The sequence below is a fragment of the Acidovorax sp. GW458-11-26-14-TSB4 genome, assembly GCF_059423865.1.
Map to the genome: position 1 here is coordinate 88383 of NZ_JBWKYR010000009.1, position 14377 is coordinate 102759.

The window sequence follows — 14377 nt, forward strand, 5'->3', positions numbered from 1 at the left end:
CGGGGCTTTTTTTGGATGAAGGCTTGGCGGCCCGCGATCTACCGCGCGGCGAGCAGCGAGCGCACGTTCTCGTCGATGGGCATGGAATAGTCGTGCGCGGCCACTACGGCGTTGCCCACGGGGTTCACGATCTTGAGACTGATGAACAACGTGGTGGTGGAGACGGCGTAGGTGCCCACCACCACGGCCTGTGCGTCGTGCGCGCGGCTGACCTCGCGCACCTCCCGCGAGAGCAGCAACTCGCCGGTGCCGCGCTGCATGGCCACGTTCTCGCGCAGCTTGAGCTCGGTCACGCGCAGGCCGCGCTGCACCAGGCGCGAGCCGACCTGCTCGGAGAAGATGCGCCCCAGGCGCGAGGATTCGGTGAGCCGGTCCACATTCACCAGCGTGGCCACCAGCACGGCGTGCTGCGGGTCCAGCGGCGCCTGCTGCAGCAGCGCATCGACGGCGCGGTGGTTGCGCTCGATGGTCGTGGGAGTGATCAGGTCCATGAGCCCGCCACCGCTGCCACCAGCCTTGTCGCCGTAGTAGTACGAGGCACAGCCGGTCAGGGCCAGCACCGGCAGCAGCGCACCGGCGCTGCGCAGGAGGGTGCGGCGCTTCATGGCGCCACCACCATCATCGCCGGGGGGCTCACCACCTGCCAGGTCTTGACCGGGGTGGGCGGTGGAGGGGGGGGCGGCGGCGGAGCCGGCTGCTGGACCTGGTAGAGCGCGGCGTCGTCCTGCTCGATGTAGTACACGTCGGAGGTGCGGGCCAGGTAGCGGTCGCCGCTTTCCAGCGAGGTCGTGATGAGCACCTCGGTGCGCGTGGGGCCGCCTGCGGCGGGGCCGTCGGTGGTGTACTGCGCGGCGTCGGCCAGTGCCCCGATGGCGATTGTGCCAGCCACGATGGATCCGGCGCCGGGCGCCCGGTGCGCCCAGTCGCGTGCCACACCCACGCCCAGGGCCAGCCGGGTCCAGGGCATGGGCAGGCTGTTGGAGACGCGGCCCGGGTGCTGCACCAGCTGGGTCTCGAACGCCAGGGTCACGGCCGAAGGCTGGTTGGTGAGCACCACCCCGCGGTCCAGCAGGCGGGTGATCAAGAGCTTGCGAAAGCCGTTGTTGAAGCTCGTATCGCCCGAGGCGGACACGTAGATCGGGTGCTCGCCCGCAGGCCAGTCGCGGATCTTGCCGGCGATGCGCGTGGCCACGTCGTCGGCCAGCACGTCCCAGTGGTGCACGGCGCGCGCCTTCTTCTGGTTGGTGGCGGGGTAGTTGTCGGCCCGCGGCACGTCCAGCGACGAGCAACCGCCGGCCAGCAGCGTGGCCACCGCCAACAGCGGCACGAGCACACGGTGCACCACAGGCCGGGCACGGACATCATCGCGCGCAGGCGCCGCCATACCGGACTGCCCGGCGGGTAGTCGTCCTTGGGAGGGGCCCTGCGGCAGGCCGCCGGGCAATGGTTCAACTTGCATGCAGCCATGCTAGCGGCCTGGCCGCGAGCCCATCGCGCGAATAGCGAGGCAATTGCGTTGCATTTGCGCGGCAGGCGCCGGACGGCCTGCGCGATGGCGCGGGCACCTACACAACATTTGCTCACAGTGCGTGACAATCCCCGGCATGACCGCCGCGACAGCCCCCTCCGACCCCAGCGCCCCCTCCACCACCCAGCCGCCGCAGGCACCGGCGGCCGCCGCAGGCACCGACATGGAGCCCGGCGCCCTGCAGGCACCGGCCCTGGCGGCCACAGCAGTGCCACCGGAGCCTGGCCCCGCTGGCAGCCCTGCTGACGCCACCGCTGCGGCGGCTCCCCCCACCCCACCGCCGCTGGCAGCTCACGCCCCGCTGATGCTGCAGATGCCGGTGGACGTGCGCAACCTGTCCCTGGCGCTGCTGGCCCTGTTTGCCGGCGTGGCCCTGCTGCACTGGGCCAGTGCCGTGTTCATACCGCTGATGCTCAGCATCCTGCTGACCACGGCGCTGCGTCCGGCTGTCAACACCCTGCGCCGCTGGCACATCCCGCGCCCCCTGGGCGCCGCCGTGCTGCTGATCGCCATCGTGGGGGGCATGGCCAGCATGGCCTGGTCCCTGAGCGACCAGGCGACGCAGCTCGTCGACTCACTGCCAGTGGCTGCCAAGAAGGTGCGCGACAACCTGCGCGCGCGCGCCGGCATGCCCAGCACGCTGGACACCATGCAAAAGGCCGCCGCCCAGATCGAGCAGGCCGCCGCCGAGAGCGCGGCCGCCGCCCCCTACCGGCGCGGCGTGCAACGCGTGGTGGTGGAGCGCCCGCCCTTCAACATCCGCGACTACCTGTGGAGCGGCACCATGGGCCTGGTGTCGGCGGTGGGCCAGCTCACGGTGGTGGTGTTCCTGACCTACTTCGCCCTGGCCTCGGGCAACCTGTTCCGCCAGAAGCTGGTGCGCATCGCCGGCAGCAGCCTGGAGCGGCGCAACATCACCATGCAGGTGCTGGACGACATCACCGGCCAGATCCAGCGCTACCTGCTGGTGCAGGTGTTCACCAGCATCCTGGTAGGGCTGGCCACGGGCTTTGCCTACTGGGCGCTGGGCCTGGAGAATGCCGCCGTCTGGGGCGTGGTGGCCGGCGTGCTCAACCTGGCGCCCTACATCGGCTCGGCGCTGACGGCCGGCGCCTCGGCCCTGGTGGCCTTCCTGCAGTTCGGCACCATCGACATGGCCCTGGCCATCGGCGGCGCCTCGCTGGTCATCCACACCCTCATCGGCAACCTGCTCACGCCCTGGCTCACCAGCCGCACCAGCAGCATGAGCCCCGTGGCCGTGTTCGTGAGCGTGCTCGCCTGGGGCTGGCTCTGGGGGCTGTGGGGGCTGCTGCTGGGCATCCCCGTCATGATGGCCGTGAAGGCCATCTGCGACCGGGTGGAAGACCTCAAGGCGGTGGGCGAGCTATTGGGGGATTGAGGCCGACGGCGCACTGCAGGGTGCGCCGTCACGCCGCCTGGGCCGCCGCGCCGGCCACGCAGCGCTGCACGAAGGCCGGCAACGCATCGGAAGCCATCGCACGGCTGTAGTACCAACCCTGCACCTGCAGGTCCATGCCACCGGGCAGGGCCTGCAATTGCTCCAGCGTCTCCACCCCCTCCACCACGATGCCGACCTCCAGGCTCTGGCAGAAGTGCAGCAGGCCCTGCAGCAGCCGAGCACCGCGGGGCTCTGCGCTGGCCACCACGAAACTGCGGTCGATCTTGATCGTGTCCACCGCAAAGGCGTGCAGGTAGCTGAGCGACGAGTAGCCCGTGCCGAAATCATCGATCGCCACCCGGGCCCCCACCGCGTGGATGCGGGCGATGGCGTCGCGCATCTGGCCCACGTCCGCGGCCAGCGCGTCCTCGGTGAGCTCGACGCTGATGCAGCCGGCGGCCGGCGCGATCAGCGCCACCAGCCGCTGGCAATGCGCAGCCGACATCAGCGTAGGCCCCGTGACGTTGATGGAGATGGGCAGCACGAAGCCCGCATCGCGCCAGCGCCGGTACTGTTGCAAGGCCGCATCCGCGACCCACAGGTCCACGTCCTTCATCAGCCCGGCCTCGGTCAGCCAGGCCAGGAAGGCCCCCGGGGACTGCGTTCGCCCCGTGGCATCCCGGGCGCGCAGCAAGGCTTCGCAGCCCACGCATTCGCCCGTGCGCGGCGACACCTGGGGCTGGTACTCCAGGAAGAATTCGTACTCGCCCATGCGGCGCACCTGGGCCAGCAGTTCGTCGCGGCCTGCCTGGCGCTGCTGCGCCAGCACCACAGGGTCGCTGGCATACAGGCGGCCCTGCTCCTGCAGGCGCGAGAAGGTCGTGTCCAGCCCCGGCAGGTGCACCGTGGTGGCATTGTGGCGCTCCAGCGCCCGCACCGCCGGTGCGTAGATGCAGGCGCCCAGCAGCACCAGTGCCAGCTGCAGCGCCACCGCCGGCCAGGAGCCCTGGGTGCTGGCATAGGCGTTGAAAAGCACCGGGGCATTGAGCGGCATGGACGTGGCGGCCACCGGCACCCAGCCCGCCTGCACGGCAGCGAGCGCCAGGCAGGCGTTGACGGCCGGCACCAGGATGAAGGGCAGCAGCAGGCGCGGATTGAGGATCAGCGGAATGCCGAACAGCAGCAGCTCATTCACGTTCAGCAGGGCCATGGGCAGACTGGCCAAGGCCAGCAGGCGCAGGCCGGGGCTGCGCGCGCGCCACAGCACGGCCACCACCAGCGACAGGGTCGCGCCCGCCCCGCCGATGAAGGCAAAGGCCCCGAGCATGCCGGCGTTGAGCAGGTAGGGAGGCGGCTGGTCGGCCAGCACCTCGATGGCGTTCCATCCCACAGCCATCTCCAGCACCTGGAACAGGGGCTGCAGGGCATGGTAGCCATGGATGCCGAAGAACCACAGCAGCGAATTCACGCCCGTGATCGCCACGGCATTCAGGTACGGCCGGTCCGGGTCCACCACGTCCAGGGGCAGGCTCCAGTGCGCCAGGCCTTGCCATTGCTGCAGCAGGGTCAGCACCCCGACCAGCAGGCCCGCCGTCAGCACGCCCGGGAGCACCATGTTCATGGCATCTTCCACGTTGTCGCTGACCAGGGAGCCGCGCGACAGCTGCAGCCAGCGCACCCGCATCAGCCGGGCCATGAGGGGCACATTGACGATGGGCGAGGCGATGGCGATGAACAGCACCAGGGTGGCGGCGGCACGCGGCTGCCCGCGCAGCAGGTAGGCCGCCAGCGCCACATAGACAAAGCACAGAAAGGCCACGGGCAGGCGCGGCAGGCTGTGCCGGATGGCCAGCATGTAGCCGATGGAGGCGGCGATCAGCAGCGGCAGGATGCGGCTGATCTCGGCATGCAGGCCGGCCAGCAGATCGGTGGTCTCGGTGGGCAGGCCCAGCATGCGCGTGAGCACCGACGAGACGAGGAACACCGCCGACACCATGAGGCAGGGCAGCACCCACAGCAGCCCCTCGCGGATGGCGCGCATGGAGTCGGCGCGCGCAACGGCCTGCAGCCGCAGCGACAGCCGCATTTTCAGGGCCGCAACATCAATGCCCACACCATGCCCTCCCGGTGCCCATGCTAGCAGGCGGACGCCGGATGGCAAAGCGGGGGCGTCGGCTCAGCCCGTGTTGCGCAACCCGGCCGCGATGCCGTTGATCGAGATGTGGATACCCGTCTGCACGCGCTCGTCGCCCTGGCCCGCGCGCCAGCGGCGCACCAACTCGACCTGCAGGTGGTGCAGCGGGTCGATGTACGGAAAGCGGTGCTTGATGGAGCGCGCCAGCGCCGTGTTGTGCGTCAGGCGCTGCTTGTCGCCGGTGATGCGCGTGAGCGCCTCGGCCGTGCGGTGCCACTCGGTCTCGATGGCGGTGAAGACCTTCTTGCGCAGGCGCGCGTCGGTCACCAGCTCGCTGTAGCGCGAGGCCAGCGCCAGGTCGCTCTTGGCCAGTACCATGTCCATGTTGGACAGCAGGGTGCGGAAGAACGGCCACTGGCGGTACATCTTCTGCAGCAGCGCGAGCTGCGCCTTCGGGTCCTTGCCCTCGGCGTTGACGAAGGCATCGACCGCCGCGCCGAAGCCGAACCAGCCCGGCAGCGTGAGGCGGCACTGGCCCCAGCTGAAGCCCCAGGGAATGGCACGCAGGTCCTCGATCTTCTGGCTGGCCTTGCGCGAGGCGGGGCGCGAGCCGATGTTGAGCTCGGCGATCTCGCGGATCGGCGTGGAATTGAAGAAGTACTCGGTGAAGCCCGGGGTCTCATACACCAGCGCGCGGTAGGCGCCCATGCTGGCCAGCGAGAGTTGCGAAGCCGCCTCCAGGAAGGCCTTGGTGGCCGGCTTGGTCGGCTGCAGCAGCGTGGCCTCCAGCGTGGCGGCGACCAAGGTTTCGAGGTTGCGCCGGCCGATCTCGGGGTTGGCGTACTTGGAGGCGATGACCTCGCCCTGCTCCGTCAGGCGGATCTGGCCGCGCACGGTGCCCGGCGGCTGGGCCAGGATGGCCTGGTAGCTCGGGCCGCCGCCGCGGCCCACGGTGCCGCCGCGACCATGGAACATGCGCAGCTGGATGCCGTGGTTGGTGGCCAGCTCGTCGAACAGCTCCACCAGCGCGATCTCGGCGCGGTACAGCTCCCAGTTGCTGGTGAAGATGCCGCCGTCCTTGTTGCTGTCGGAGTAGCCGAGCATGATGTCCTGCTCGCTGCCGCTCCTGTGCACCAGGCCCGCCACGCCGGGCAGGGCGTAGAACTCGCGCATGATGGGCGCGGCATTGCGCAGATCCTCGATGGTCTCGAACAGCGGCACCACGATGAGGTCGTTGCGCGCATCACCGTCGAGCGTGCCGCGCATCAGGCCCACTTCCTTTTGCAGCAGCAGCACTTCGAGCAGGTCGCTCACCGTCTCGGTGTGGCTGATAATGTAGTGGCGGATGGCCTGGTGGCCGTAGCGCTGGCGCATGGCCAGGGCCGCCTCGAAGATCGCCAGCTCGCCGCGGGCATGGTCCGAGTAGCTGGCGCCCACCACGCGCAGCGGGCGCGCGTCGTTGAGCAGGCGCAGCAGCAAGGTGCGCTTGTCGGCCTCGGCCAGGGCGGAGTACCCGGTTTCGATGCGCGCCGCGGCCAGCAGCTCTGCGACCACCTCCTCGTGCTTGTCGGAGCTCTGGCGCAGGTCCACCGTGGCCAGGTGGAAGCCGAAGACCTCCACGGCGCGGATCAGCGGGTGCAGGCGCTCGGTCGACAGGGCCTCGCCGTGGTGCGATTTGAGCGATGCCTGGATCACGCGCAGGTCGGCCAGGAAGGCTTCGGCGCTGACATAGGGGTTCTGCGGCGCCACGGCATGGCGCGCGGCCTCGCCGCCGGTCAGCTCCTTGAGCGAAGCGGCCAGGCGCGCGTAGATGCCGGTCAGCGCACGACGGTAGGGCTCGTCCTGGCGGTGCTCGTTGGTGTCGGGCGAGCGCGCGGCCAGGGCCTCCATCTCGGCCGACACCTGCACCAGGCGGGCCGACAGCGACAGCTCGCCGCCCAGGTAATGCACCTCGGTCAGGTAGTGGCGCAGGGCCACCTCGGCCTGGCGGCCCAGGGCGTATTGCAGGGTCTGTGCGGTCACGTTGGGGTTGCCATCGCGGTCGCCGCCGATCCACTGGCCCATGCGCAGGAAGCTGTGCACGGGGTACTGGCCCAGCTCGGCCTCCAGGTCCGCATAGATCTTGGGGATCTCGCGCAGGAAGGTGGCCTCGTAGTACGACAGCGCGTTCTCGATCTCGTCGGCCACGGTGAGCTTGCTGTAGCGCAACAGGCGCGTCTGCCACAGCTGGGCCACGCGGGCGCGCAACTGGGCCTCGTTGGCGGCCAGCTCGCGCGGGGTGAGCGCGTCCTTGGCGGTGTTGTACAGCTGGGCACGCACCTGGATATCGTCGCGCGCGGCCAGCAACTGGGCAATGTCGCGCTCGGCGTCGAGGATGCTCTTGCGCTGCACCTCGGTCGGGTGGGCCGTGAGCACCGGCGCCACATAGCTGCCGGCCAGGGTCTGGGAGATGGTCTTGGGCGCGATGCCGGCCCAGCGCAGGCGCGACAGGGCAACCTCGATGCTGCCCTCCTGCGTGTCGCCCGCGCGCTCGTGCACGGCGCGGCGGCGGATGTGGTGGCGGTCCTCGGCCAGGTTGGCCAGGTGGCTGAAGTAGGTGAAGGCGCGGATCACGCTCACCGTCTGGTCGCCCGACAAGGCCTTGAGCAGCTTCTTGAGCGCGCGGTCGGCCTCCTGGTCGGCATCGCGGCGAAACGCCACGGAGAGCTTGCGCACCTGCTCCACCAGCTCGTAGGCGGCCACGCCCTCCTGGTCCCGGATCACATCGCCCAGAATGCGGCCGAGCAGGCGGATGTCGTCAATCAGGGGCTGGTCCTTGTCGGATCGTCTCATGCGTTGGGTCTCCGGGAATGGGGAAGGCCACTGCAGGCGTCCCCCTGCACCGGCCACGAGTGCGGGCGCATGCTAGCATCCAGCGCCCCTGAATGATTACAAACAGGTTACGAATCTTGAGCCTCGCCGCGCCTTCCCTGCCCCATCCCATCGTCATCGCCACGCGCGAAAGCCGCCTGGCCCTGTGGCAGGCCGAGCATGTACAGGCCCTGCTGCAAGCCCGCGGCCACACGGTGGAACTGCTGGGCATGACCACCAAGGGCGACCAGATCCTGGACCGCTCCCTGTCCAAGGTGGGCGGCAAGGGCCTGTTCGTGAAGGAACTGGAAGTGGCACTGGAAGAAGGCCGCGCCCATATCGCCGTGCACTCGCTCAAGGACGTGCCCATGGAGCTGCCCGAGGGCTTTGCCCTGGCCTGCGTCATGGAGCGCGAAGACCCGCGCGACGCCTTCGTGTCCCCCCGCTACGCATCGCTCGCCGAATTGCCCCAGGGCGCGGTGGTCGGCACCTCGAGCCTGCGCCGCCAGGTGCTGCTGCAGGCGCTGCGGCCAGACCTGCGCATCGAGCCCCTGCGCGGCAACCTCGATACGCGCCTGCGCAAGCTCGACGAAGGCCAGTACAACGGCATTGTGCTCGCAGCCGCCGGCCTCAAGCGCCTGGGCCTGGAAGCGCGCATCCGCACCGCGTTCGACGCCACCACCATGCTGCCCGCCGCCGGCCAGGGCGCCCTGGGCATCGAGGTGCGCAGCGACCGGCAGGACCTGATTGCCGCACTGGCGCCGCTGGCCCACCAGGCCACCTGGCTCACCGTCGCCGCCGAGCGCGCCGTGAGCCGCGCCATGGGCGGTAGTTGCTCCATGCCGCTGGCCGCGCATGGCACGCTGGGTGCCAACGGTACGCTGCACCTTGATGCGGCCTGGGGCGACCCCGAAGCTCCCCATGCGCCTCTGGTGCGCGCCCAGGCCAGCGCCACCGTGGCAAGCTTGGCCCAGGCCGAGGCCCTGGGCGACGAAATTGCCCGCCGCCTGCGCGAAGCTGGCGCGCGCGGCGTGGATCCGGCCTCTGCCTGACGCCATGGCCCCCGTGGCGCCCCGGCTGATCGTCACGCGGCCCGAGCGCGAGGCGGCCGAATGGGTGGCACAGCTCACCACACGCGGACTGGCCGCCACGGCACTGCCGCTGATCGCCATCGGCCCCTGCACCGACCCCGCCGCCGTGCAGGCCCTGGCCGATGCACGCGAACGCCTGGCCCAGGCGCCCGGCTACCGTGCGCTGATGTTCGTGAGCAGCAATGCGGCGCTGTATTTCCTGCCAGATGCCCTGCCGCTGCCGGCCGGCACCCGGGCCTGGGCCCCTGGCCCCGGCACGGCACGTGCATTGGAGCAGATGGGTGTGCACGCCGCCGCCATTGATGGCCCGGCCCCCGATGCCCCGCAGTTCGACTCCGAATCGCTGTGGCGGCAGGTGGGCGCCCAGGTGCGGCCCGGCGACCGCGTGCTCATCGTGCGCGGCCGCTCGGCCGGGGTGCATGAATCCGCCGAGGGCTCGGGCCGCGACTGGCTGGCCCGCCAGGTGCAGGCCGCGGGCGGCCTGGTGGACTGGGCCGTGGCCTATGAACGCGGCGCACCCCGCTTCACGCAGGGGCAGAAGGCACTGGCACAAGCGGCGCTGCAGGACGGCTCGCTCTGGCTGCTGAGCAGCTCCGAGGCCGTGGCCCACCTGGGCGAGGCCCTTGCCGGCCAGTCCTTTGCGGCCGGCCGTGCCCTGGCCACCCACCCGCGCATTGCCCAGACCGCTCGGGCCATGGGCTTTGGCCATGTAAGGGAGTGTCGGCCGGCGCTGGAAGACGTGGTGGCCTCGATAGAATCGGCCCCATGAGTTCCGCGCCCCTTCACGACCTGCCCGCCGCAGCCCCCTCCACTCCCGCCGCCGCTGCCCACCAGCCCCCGGTGGTGGTGCGCGGCAGCAGCCTGCCCACCCTGCTGGTGGGCGTGCTGGCCGTGGCGGCCGTGGCCAGCAGCGGTCTGCTGTGGCAAAAGCTCAGCGTGATCCAGGAGCAGCTGGCGCGCCAGTCAGCCGACTCGGGCGCCCTGGCCATCGAGGCGCGCACCATGGCCCGCCAGGCCGAGGAACTGGTGCGCGAGACGGCGGCCCGCCTGTCGGTGGCCGAGGCCCGCGTGAGCGAAGTGGCGCTGCAGCGCAGCCAGCTCGAAGAACTGATGCAGAGCCTGTCGCGTTCGCGCGACGAAACCCTGGTGGTGGACATCGAATCCGCCATCCGCCTGGCGCAGCAACAGGCCCAGCTCACCGGCAGCCTGGAGCCGCTGCTGGCCGCACTCAAGACCGCCGACCAGCGCATCGAGCGCGCCGCCCAGCCGCGCCTGACCCCGGTGCAGCGCGCCATCGGCCGCGATATCGAGCGCATCAACCGCGCCCAGGTGACCGACACCGCCGGCCTGCTGGCCCGCCTGGACGATCTGGTGCGCCAGGTGGACGAACTGCCCGTGCTCAACGCCGTGGCCCAGGCGGCGGCCAGCCGGCGCCTGATCGCATCGCCGCCCAGCGGCTCAGCGCCCAGCGCCGACACGCCTTGGTGGCAGGCCACGCTGCAGCGCAGCTGGGAGGTGGTGCGCGACGAGGCACGCCACCTGGTGCGCGTGAGCCGCGTGGACCAGCCCGAGGCCGTGCTGCTGGCCCCCGAGCAGACCTTCTTCCTGCGCGAGAACCTCAAGCTCAAGCTGCTCAATGCGCGCCTGGGCGTGCTGGCCCGGCAGTTCGACTCTGCCCGCGCCGACCTGGCTGCGGCGACCACTGCGGTCAACAAATACTTCGACCCGGCCTCGCGCCGCACGCAGACCGCGGCCACGGTGCTGCAGCAGGCCCAGGCCGGCATGAAGGCGGCCGATCTGCCGCGCCCCGACGAAACCCTCTCCGCCCTGGCCACGGCCGCGGCGGGGCGCTGAGGCGAAGGGGCAGCACGCATGCGCGCAGCACTCTGGCTCCTGGCGTTGTTTGGCGTGGCCGTGGCGGCCGCGCTGTTTGCGGGCAACAACCAGGGCACGGTCACCCTCTACTGGCCCCCGTACCGGGTCGATCTGTCGCTGAACCTGGTGGTGCTGCTGCTCGTGGGCGGCTTCGTCACGGTGTACGCCGCCCTGCGCGCGCTGGCCGCCCTGCTGGAGCTGCCGCACCAGGCGCGCCGCTGGCGCCTGCAGCAAAAGGAACGCGCCATGCACAGCGCGCTGCTCGACGCCATGACGCACCTGCTGGGCGGGCGCTTCATCCGCTCGCGCAAGGCCGCCGTGGCCGCCCTGGCCCAGGAAAACGCCCTGGCAGCGGCCGGCGAATCGGTGCCGCACAGCCACCAATTGCGCTCCCTGGCCCATCTGGTGGCGGCCGAGGGCTCCCATGCCCTGCAGGACAAGGCCACGCGCGACAGCCACCTGCAGCGCGCGCTCGAAGACGCCCCCGCGCGCGGCACCGCGCTGGAGCTGGAGCTGCGCGAAGGCGCCCAGATGCGCGCCGCGCGCTGGACGCTGGACGACCGCGACGCCGATGCCGCCCTCGAATGGCTGGCCGCCCTGCCCCAGGGCGCCGCGCGCCGCACCCTGGCGCTGCGCATCAAGCTCAAGGCCACGCGCCTGGCACGCCAGACCCAGGAGGCGCTGGACACGGCCCGCCTGCTGGCCAAGCACCGCGCCTTCTCGCCCGCCGCGGCGCAAAGCATCGTGCGCGGCCTGGCCACCGAACTCATCCAGAGCGCCCACGACACGGCGCAGCTGCGCCGCGTGTGGGACGACCTGGAGCACAGCGAACGCAAGATGCCCGAACTGGCCATCCAGGCCGCCCAGCGCATGGCCGCCCTGGGCGGCGATGCCGCCCAGGTGCGCGCCTGGCTGCTGCCGGTGTGGGAACGCATGGTGGACCTGCCCGACGCGCTGGCCGAGCAGCACGCCCTCAAGCTGGTGCGCACGCTCGAGTCGGGCCTGGACGCCCTGGACGCCCCCTGGCTGGCGCGCATCGAAGCCGCCCAGCAGGCCAACCCGCGCGACGCACGCCTGCAGTACCTGGCCGGCATGGCCTGCCTCAAGCGCCAGCTCTGGGGCAAGGCCCAGCAGCTGCTGACCCAGGCTGCCGGCCAGCTGTCCGACGCCAGCCTGCGCGCCAGCGCCTGGCGCTACCTGGCCGAGCTGGCCGAGCAGCGCGGCGATGAGCCCGCCGCCGCGGAGGCCTGGAAGAAGGCGGCGCTGGCGAGGTGAGCCCGGAGGCGCTTCGCGCCTCCCTGCCGCCAATGGAGGCGGCCCTTGCGCCGGGACACCGGCTTTTGCTTGCGCCCGCTTTCTTTTCCATGTACACGGTAGTGCGCAGTGCCGTAACCATGCGGGCAATCCAGCCATCCGACCGCCGGGCGTCGGCCATCTACCGCCCATCCATTTGCCCGCATTTTTTCCAAGCATTGGGGAACTTTGAGCGGCCAGGCCTTATCGATTCAGTTTTTTTGAATCAAAGCATCAATCCTGTTGAAGCCGAAGCGGCTGGCAACTCCTACACTGCGCTCACGGCGGGTCTCTGTGCATTCGGCACGGGGGCGCGGCGTGCTTACACCCACCACCGCCAACGACCACGATGCCCTCGCCCACCCCCTCCCCCGCCAGCCGACCGGCCCGCTACACCCGCACCGCCATGCTGCTGCACTGGGTGCTGGGCCTGGCCCTGATCGGTGCCTTCTGCGTCGGCCTGTACATGACCAGCCTGCCGTTCTCGCCAGCGCGGCTGAAGCTGTACAACTGGCACAAATGGGCCGGCATCACCATCCTGTCGCTGTCGGTGCTGCGCATCCTGTGGCGCGCAACGCACCGCCCGCCAGCCCTGCCGGCCGCCATGGTGCAGTCCATGCCGCGCTGGCAGACGCTTGCGCACCATGCCACGCACGGGCTGCTGTACATCCTGTTCCTGGCCGTACCGCTGATCGGCTGGGCCTACAGTTCGGCGGCGGGCTTTCCCATCGTCTTCCTGGGCCTGTGGCAACTGCCCGACTTCGTGCCCGTGGACAAGGAACTGGCCGAGGCGATCAAGCCCTGGCACCTGTACACCGCCTGCACCATGGCGGGTCTGGTGGTGCTGCACGTGGCCGCCGCACTCAAGCACCAGTTCATCGACCGCGACGGCCTGATCGGCCGCATGATGCCCGGCCCGCGCTGAGCCATCCCGGTTCCTATCGTTTTCACACACCCGAATTTCCAGGAGTCTTCATGAACGCCACTTCCTTCGTATCGAGCCTCGTGCTGGGCGCTGCCGTGCTGGCCACGCCAACGGCCTTCGCCCAGCAGCAACTGGTCCCCGCGCAGAGCCAGGTGCAGTTCACTGCGCGCCAGATGGGCGTGCCGCTCGAAGGGCACTTCAAGAAGTTCGATGCCAAGGTGGCCTTCGACCCCGCCAAGCCCGACACCAGCAAGATCAGCTTCACCGTGGACACCGGCAGTGCCACGCTGGGCTCGCGCGAGACCGATGCCGAGCTGCCCAAGCCCACCTGGTTCAACGTGCCCAAGTTCCCGCAGGCCATGTTCGAATCCACCACCATCAAGGCGCTGGGCGGCGGCAAGTTCGAAGTGGCCGGCAAGCTCACCATCAAGGGCACGGCACAGAACGTGGTCGTGCCCGTGGCGCTGGCCCAGAGCGGCGCCACCACCACAGCCACCGGCACCCTGCCCATCAAGCGCCTGGCCTTCAAGATCGGCGAGAACGAGTGGGCCGACACCTCCATGGTGGCCGACGACGTGACCGTCAAGTTCAAGCTCGCGCTGACCGGCGTGGCCAAGCTCTGATCAAGCCCTTTTGCTTTCCCTTCGCGTTCCCTTTCCCTTGACCCATCCTTTTTCAGGAGTCCTTTCCATGCGCAAGTCTTCGTTCGCCCTGCTCGCCCTGGCTGCAGCCGCCGTCCTGTCCACGGGCGCAGCCCAGGCCCAGAGCGCCGCCTACGCCATCGACCCGTCGCACACCTTCGTGACGTTCGAGATCAGCCACTTCGGCGCCACGACCAACCGCGGCCGCTTCGACAAGAAGGAAGGCACGGTGCAGTTCGACCGCGCCGGCAAGACCGGCAAGGTGGAGATCACCGTGGACACCACGTCGATCAACTCCGGCACGCCTGCGTTCGACAAGCATCTGCAAAGCCCTGACATCTTCAACGCGGCCAAGTACCCCACGATCAAGTTCGTGTCCGACAAGTTCACGTTCAACGGCGACAAGGTCAGCGAAGTGGCCGGCCAGCTGACGCTGCTGGACAAGACCCACCCTGTGACTCTGAAGGCCACGCAGTTCAACTGCTACCAAAGCCCCATGCTCAAGCGTGAAGTCTGCGGCGGCGACTTCGAAGCCACCATCGACCGCACCCAGTGGGGCCTGGACTACGGCGTGCAGTACGGCTTCCCCAAGAACGTGCGCCTGGTGGTGCAGATCGAAGCCATCAAGCAGCAGTAATCCA

12 protein-coding genes are annotated in these 14377 nt (G+C 70.0%); 8 read left to right on the top strand and 4 right to left on the bottom strand.

The annotated features are described in order from the left end of the window. Window positions 1–38 precede the first annotated feature (38 nt). Together AC07X5_RS19055 and AC07X5_RS19060 are read right to left on the bottom strand one after the other, a co-directional pair. The gene (locus tag AC07X5_RS19055) at window positions 39–605 is read right to left on the bottom strand and encodes a FlgO family outer membrane protein (RefSeq protein WP_494771405.1); all 567 of its coding nucleotides are present in this window, start codon (window positions 603–605) and stop codon (window positions 39–41) included. After that, window positions 602–1384 (bottom strand): hypothetical protein, encoded by a 783-nt coding sequence (locus AC07X5_RS19060; RefSeq protein WP_494771497.1) that lies wholly within the window; start codon window positions 1382–1384, stop codon window positions 602–604. The genes AC07X5_RS19055 and AC07X5_RS19060 overlap by 4 nt, the downstream gene beginning before the upstream one ends. A 220-nt stretch (window positions 1385–1604) precedes the next feature. On the opposite strand from AC07X5_RS19060, the gene AC07X5_RS19065 reads away from it, so the two are divergent. Next, window positions 1605–2927, top strand: a complete 1323-nt coding sequence (locus AC07X5_RS19065; RefSeq protein WP_494771406.1) for an AI-2E family transporter — start codon at window positions 1605–1607, stop codon at window positions 2925–2927. Between the two features lie 28 nt (window positions 2928–2955). Here AC07X5_RS19065 and AC07X5_RS19070 read toward each other — a convergent pair whose 3' ends face one another. Further along, window positions 2956–5013, bottom strand: coding sequence for an EAL domain-containing protein (locus AC07X5_RS19070; protein WP_494771498.1), 2058 nt, complete (start codon window positions 5011–5013; stop codon window positions 2956–2958). 90 nt (window positions 5014–5103) lie between these two features. Beyond that, a complete protein-coding gene (gene ppc / locus AC07X5_RS19075) occupies window positions 5104–7893 on the bottom strand; it encodes a phosphoenolpyruvate carboxylase (RefSeq protein WP_494771407.1) in 2790 nt (929 codons plus the stop codon). Window positions 7894–8009: 116 nt separating this feature from the next. Here ppc and hemC point away from each other — a divergent pair, with 116 nt between their 5' ends. The 7 genes from hemC to AC07X5_RS19110 all read left to right on the top strand — a co-directional run bounded on the left by hemC (window position 8010) and on the right by AC07X5_RS19110 (window position 14373). Then, entirely contained in the window at window positions 8010–8963 is a 954-nt protein-coding gene (gene hemC, locus AC07X5_RS19080) for a hydroxymethylbilane synthase (protein WP_494771408.1), read from the top strand. A 4-nt stretch (window positions 8964–8967) separates the two neighbouring features. Next, window positions 8968–9771 carry a uroporphyrinogen-III synthase gene (locus AC07X5_RS19085; protein ID WP_494771409.1) on the top strand — a complete coding sequence of 268 codons (804 nt, stop codon included), beginning with the start codon at window positions 8968–8970 and terminating at the stop codon, window positions 9769–9771. Further along, complete coding sequence (locus tag AC07X5_RS19090) at window positions 9768–10856, top strand: uroporphyrinogen-III C-methyltransferase (RefSeq protein ID WP_494771410.1); 1089 nt, start codon at window positions 9768–9770, stop codon at window positions 10854–10856. The genes AC07X5_RS19085 and AC07X5_RS19090 overlap by 4 nt, the downstream gene beginning before the upstream one ends. Before the next feature lie 18 nt (window positions 10857–10874). Beyond that, on the top strand, window positions 10875–12152 hold the full coding sequence (locus tag AC07X5_RS19095; protein WP_494771411.1) for a heme biosynthesis protein HemY: 1278 nt from the start codon (window positions 10875–10877) through the stop codon (window positions 12150–12152). Window positions 12153–12519: 367 nt separating this feature from the next. After that, window positions 12520–13095 (top strand): cytochrome b, encoded by a 576-nt coding sequence (locus AC07X5_RS19100; protein ID WP_409957242.1) that lies wholly within the window; start codon window positions 12520–12522, stop codon window positions 13093–13095. Window positions 13096–13145: 50 nt separating this feature from the next. Beyond that, on the top strand, window positions 13146–13718 hold the full coding sequence (locus AC07X5_RS19105) for a YceI family protein (protein ID WP_494771412.1): 573 nt from the start codon (window positions 13146–13148) through the stop codon (window positions 13716–13718). Between the two features lie 67 nt (window positions 13719–13785). Next, window positions 13786–14373: a YceI family protein gene (locus AC07X5_RS19110; RefSeq protein ID WP_409957246.1), complete on the top strand. Its 588-nt coding sequence runs from the start codon at window positions 13786–13788 to the stop codon at window positions 14371–14373. Window positions 14374–14377: the final 4 nt, after the last annotated feature.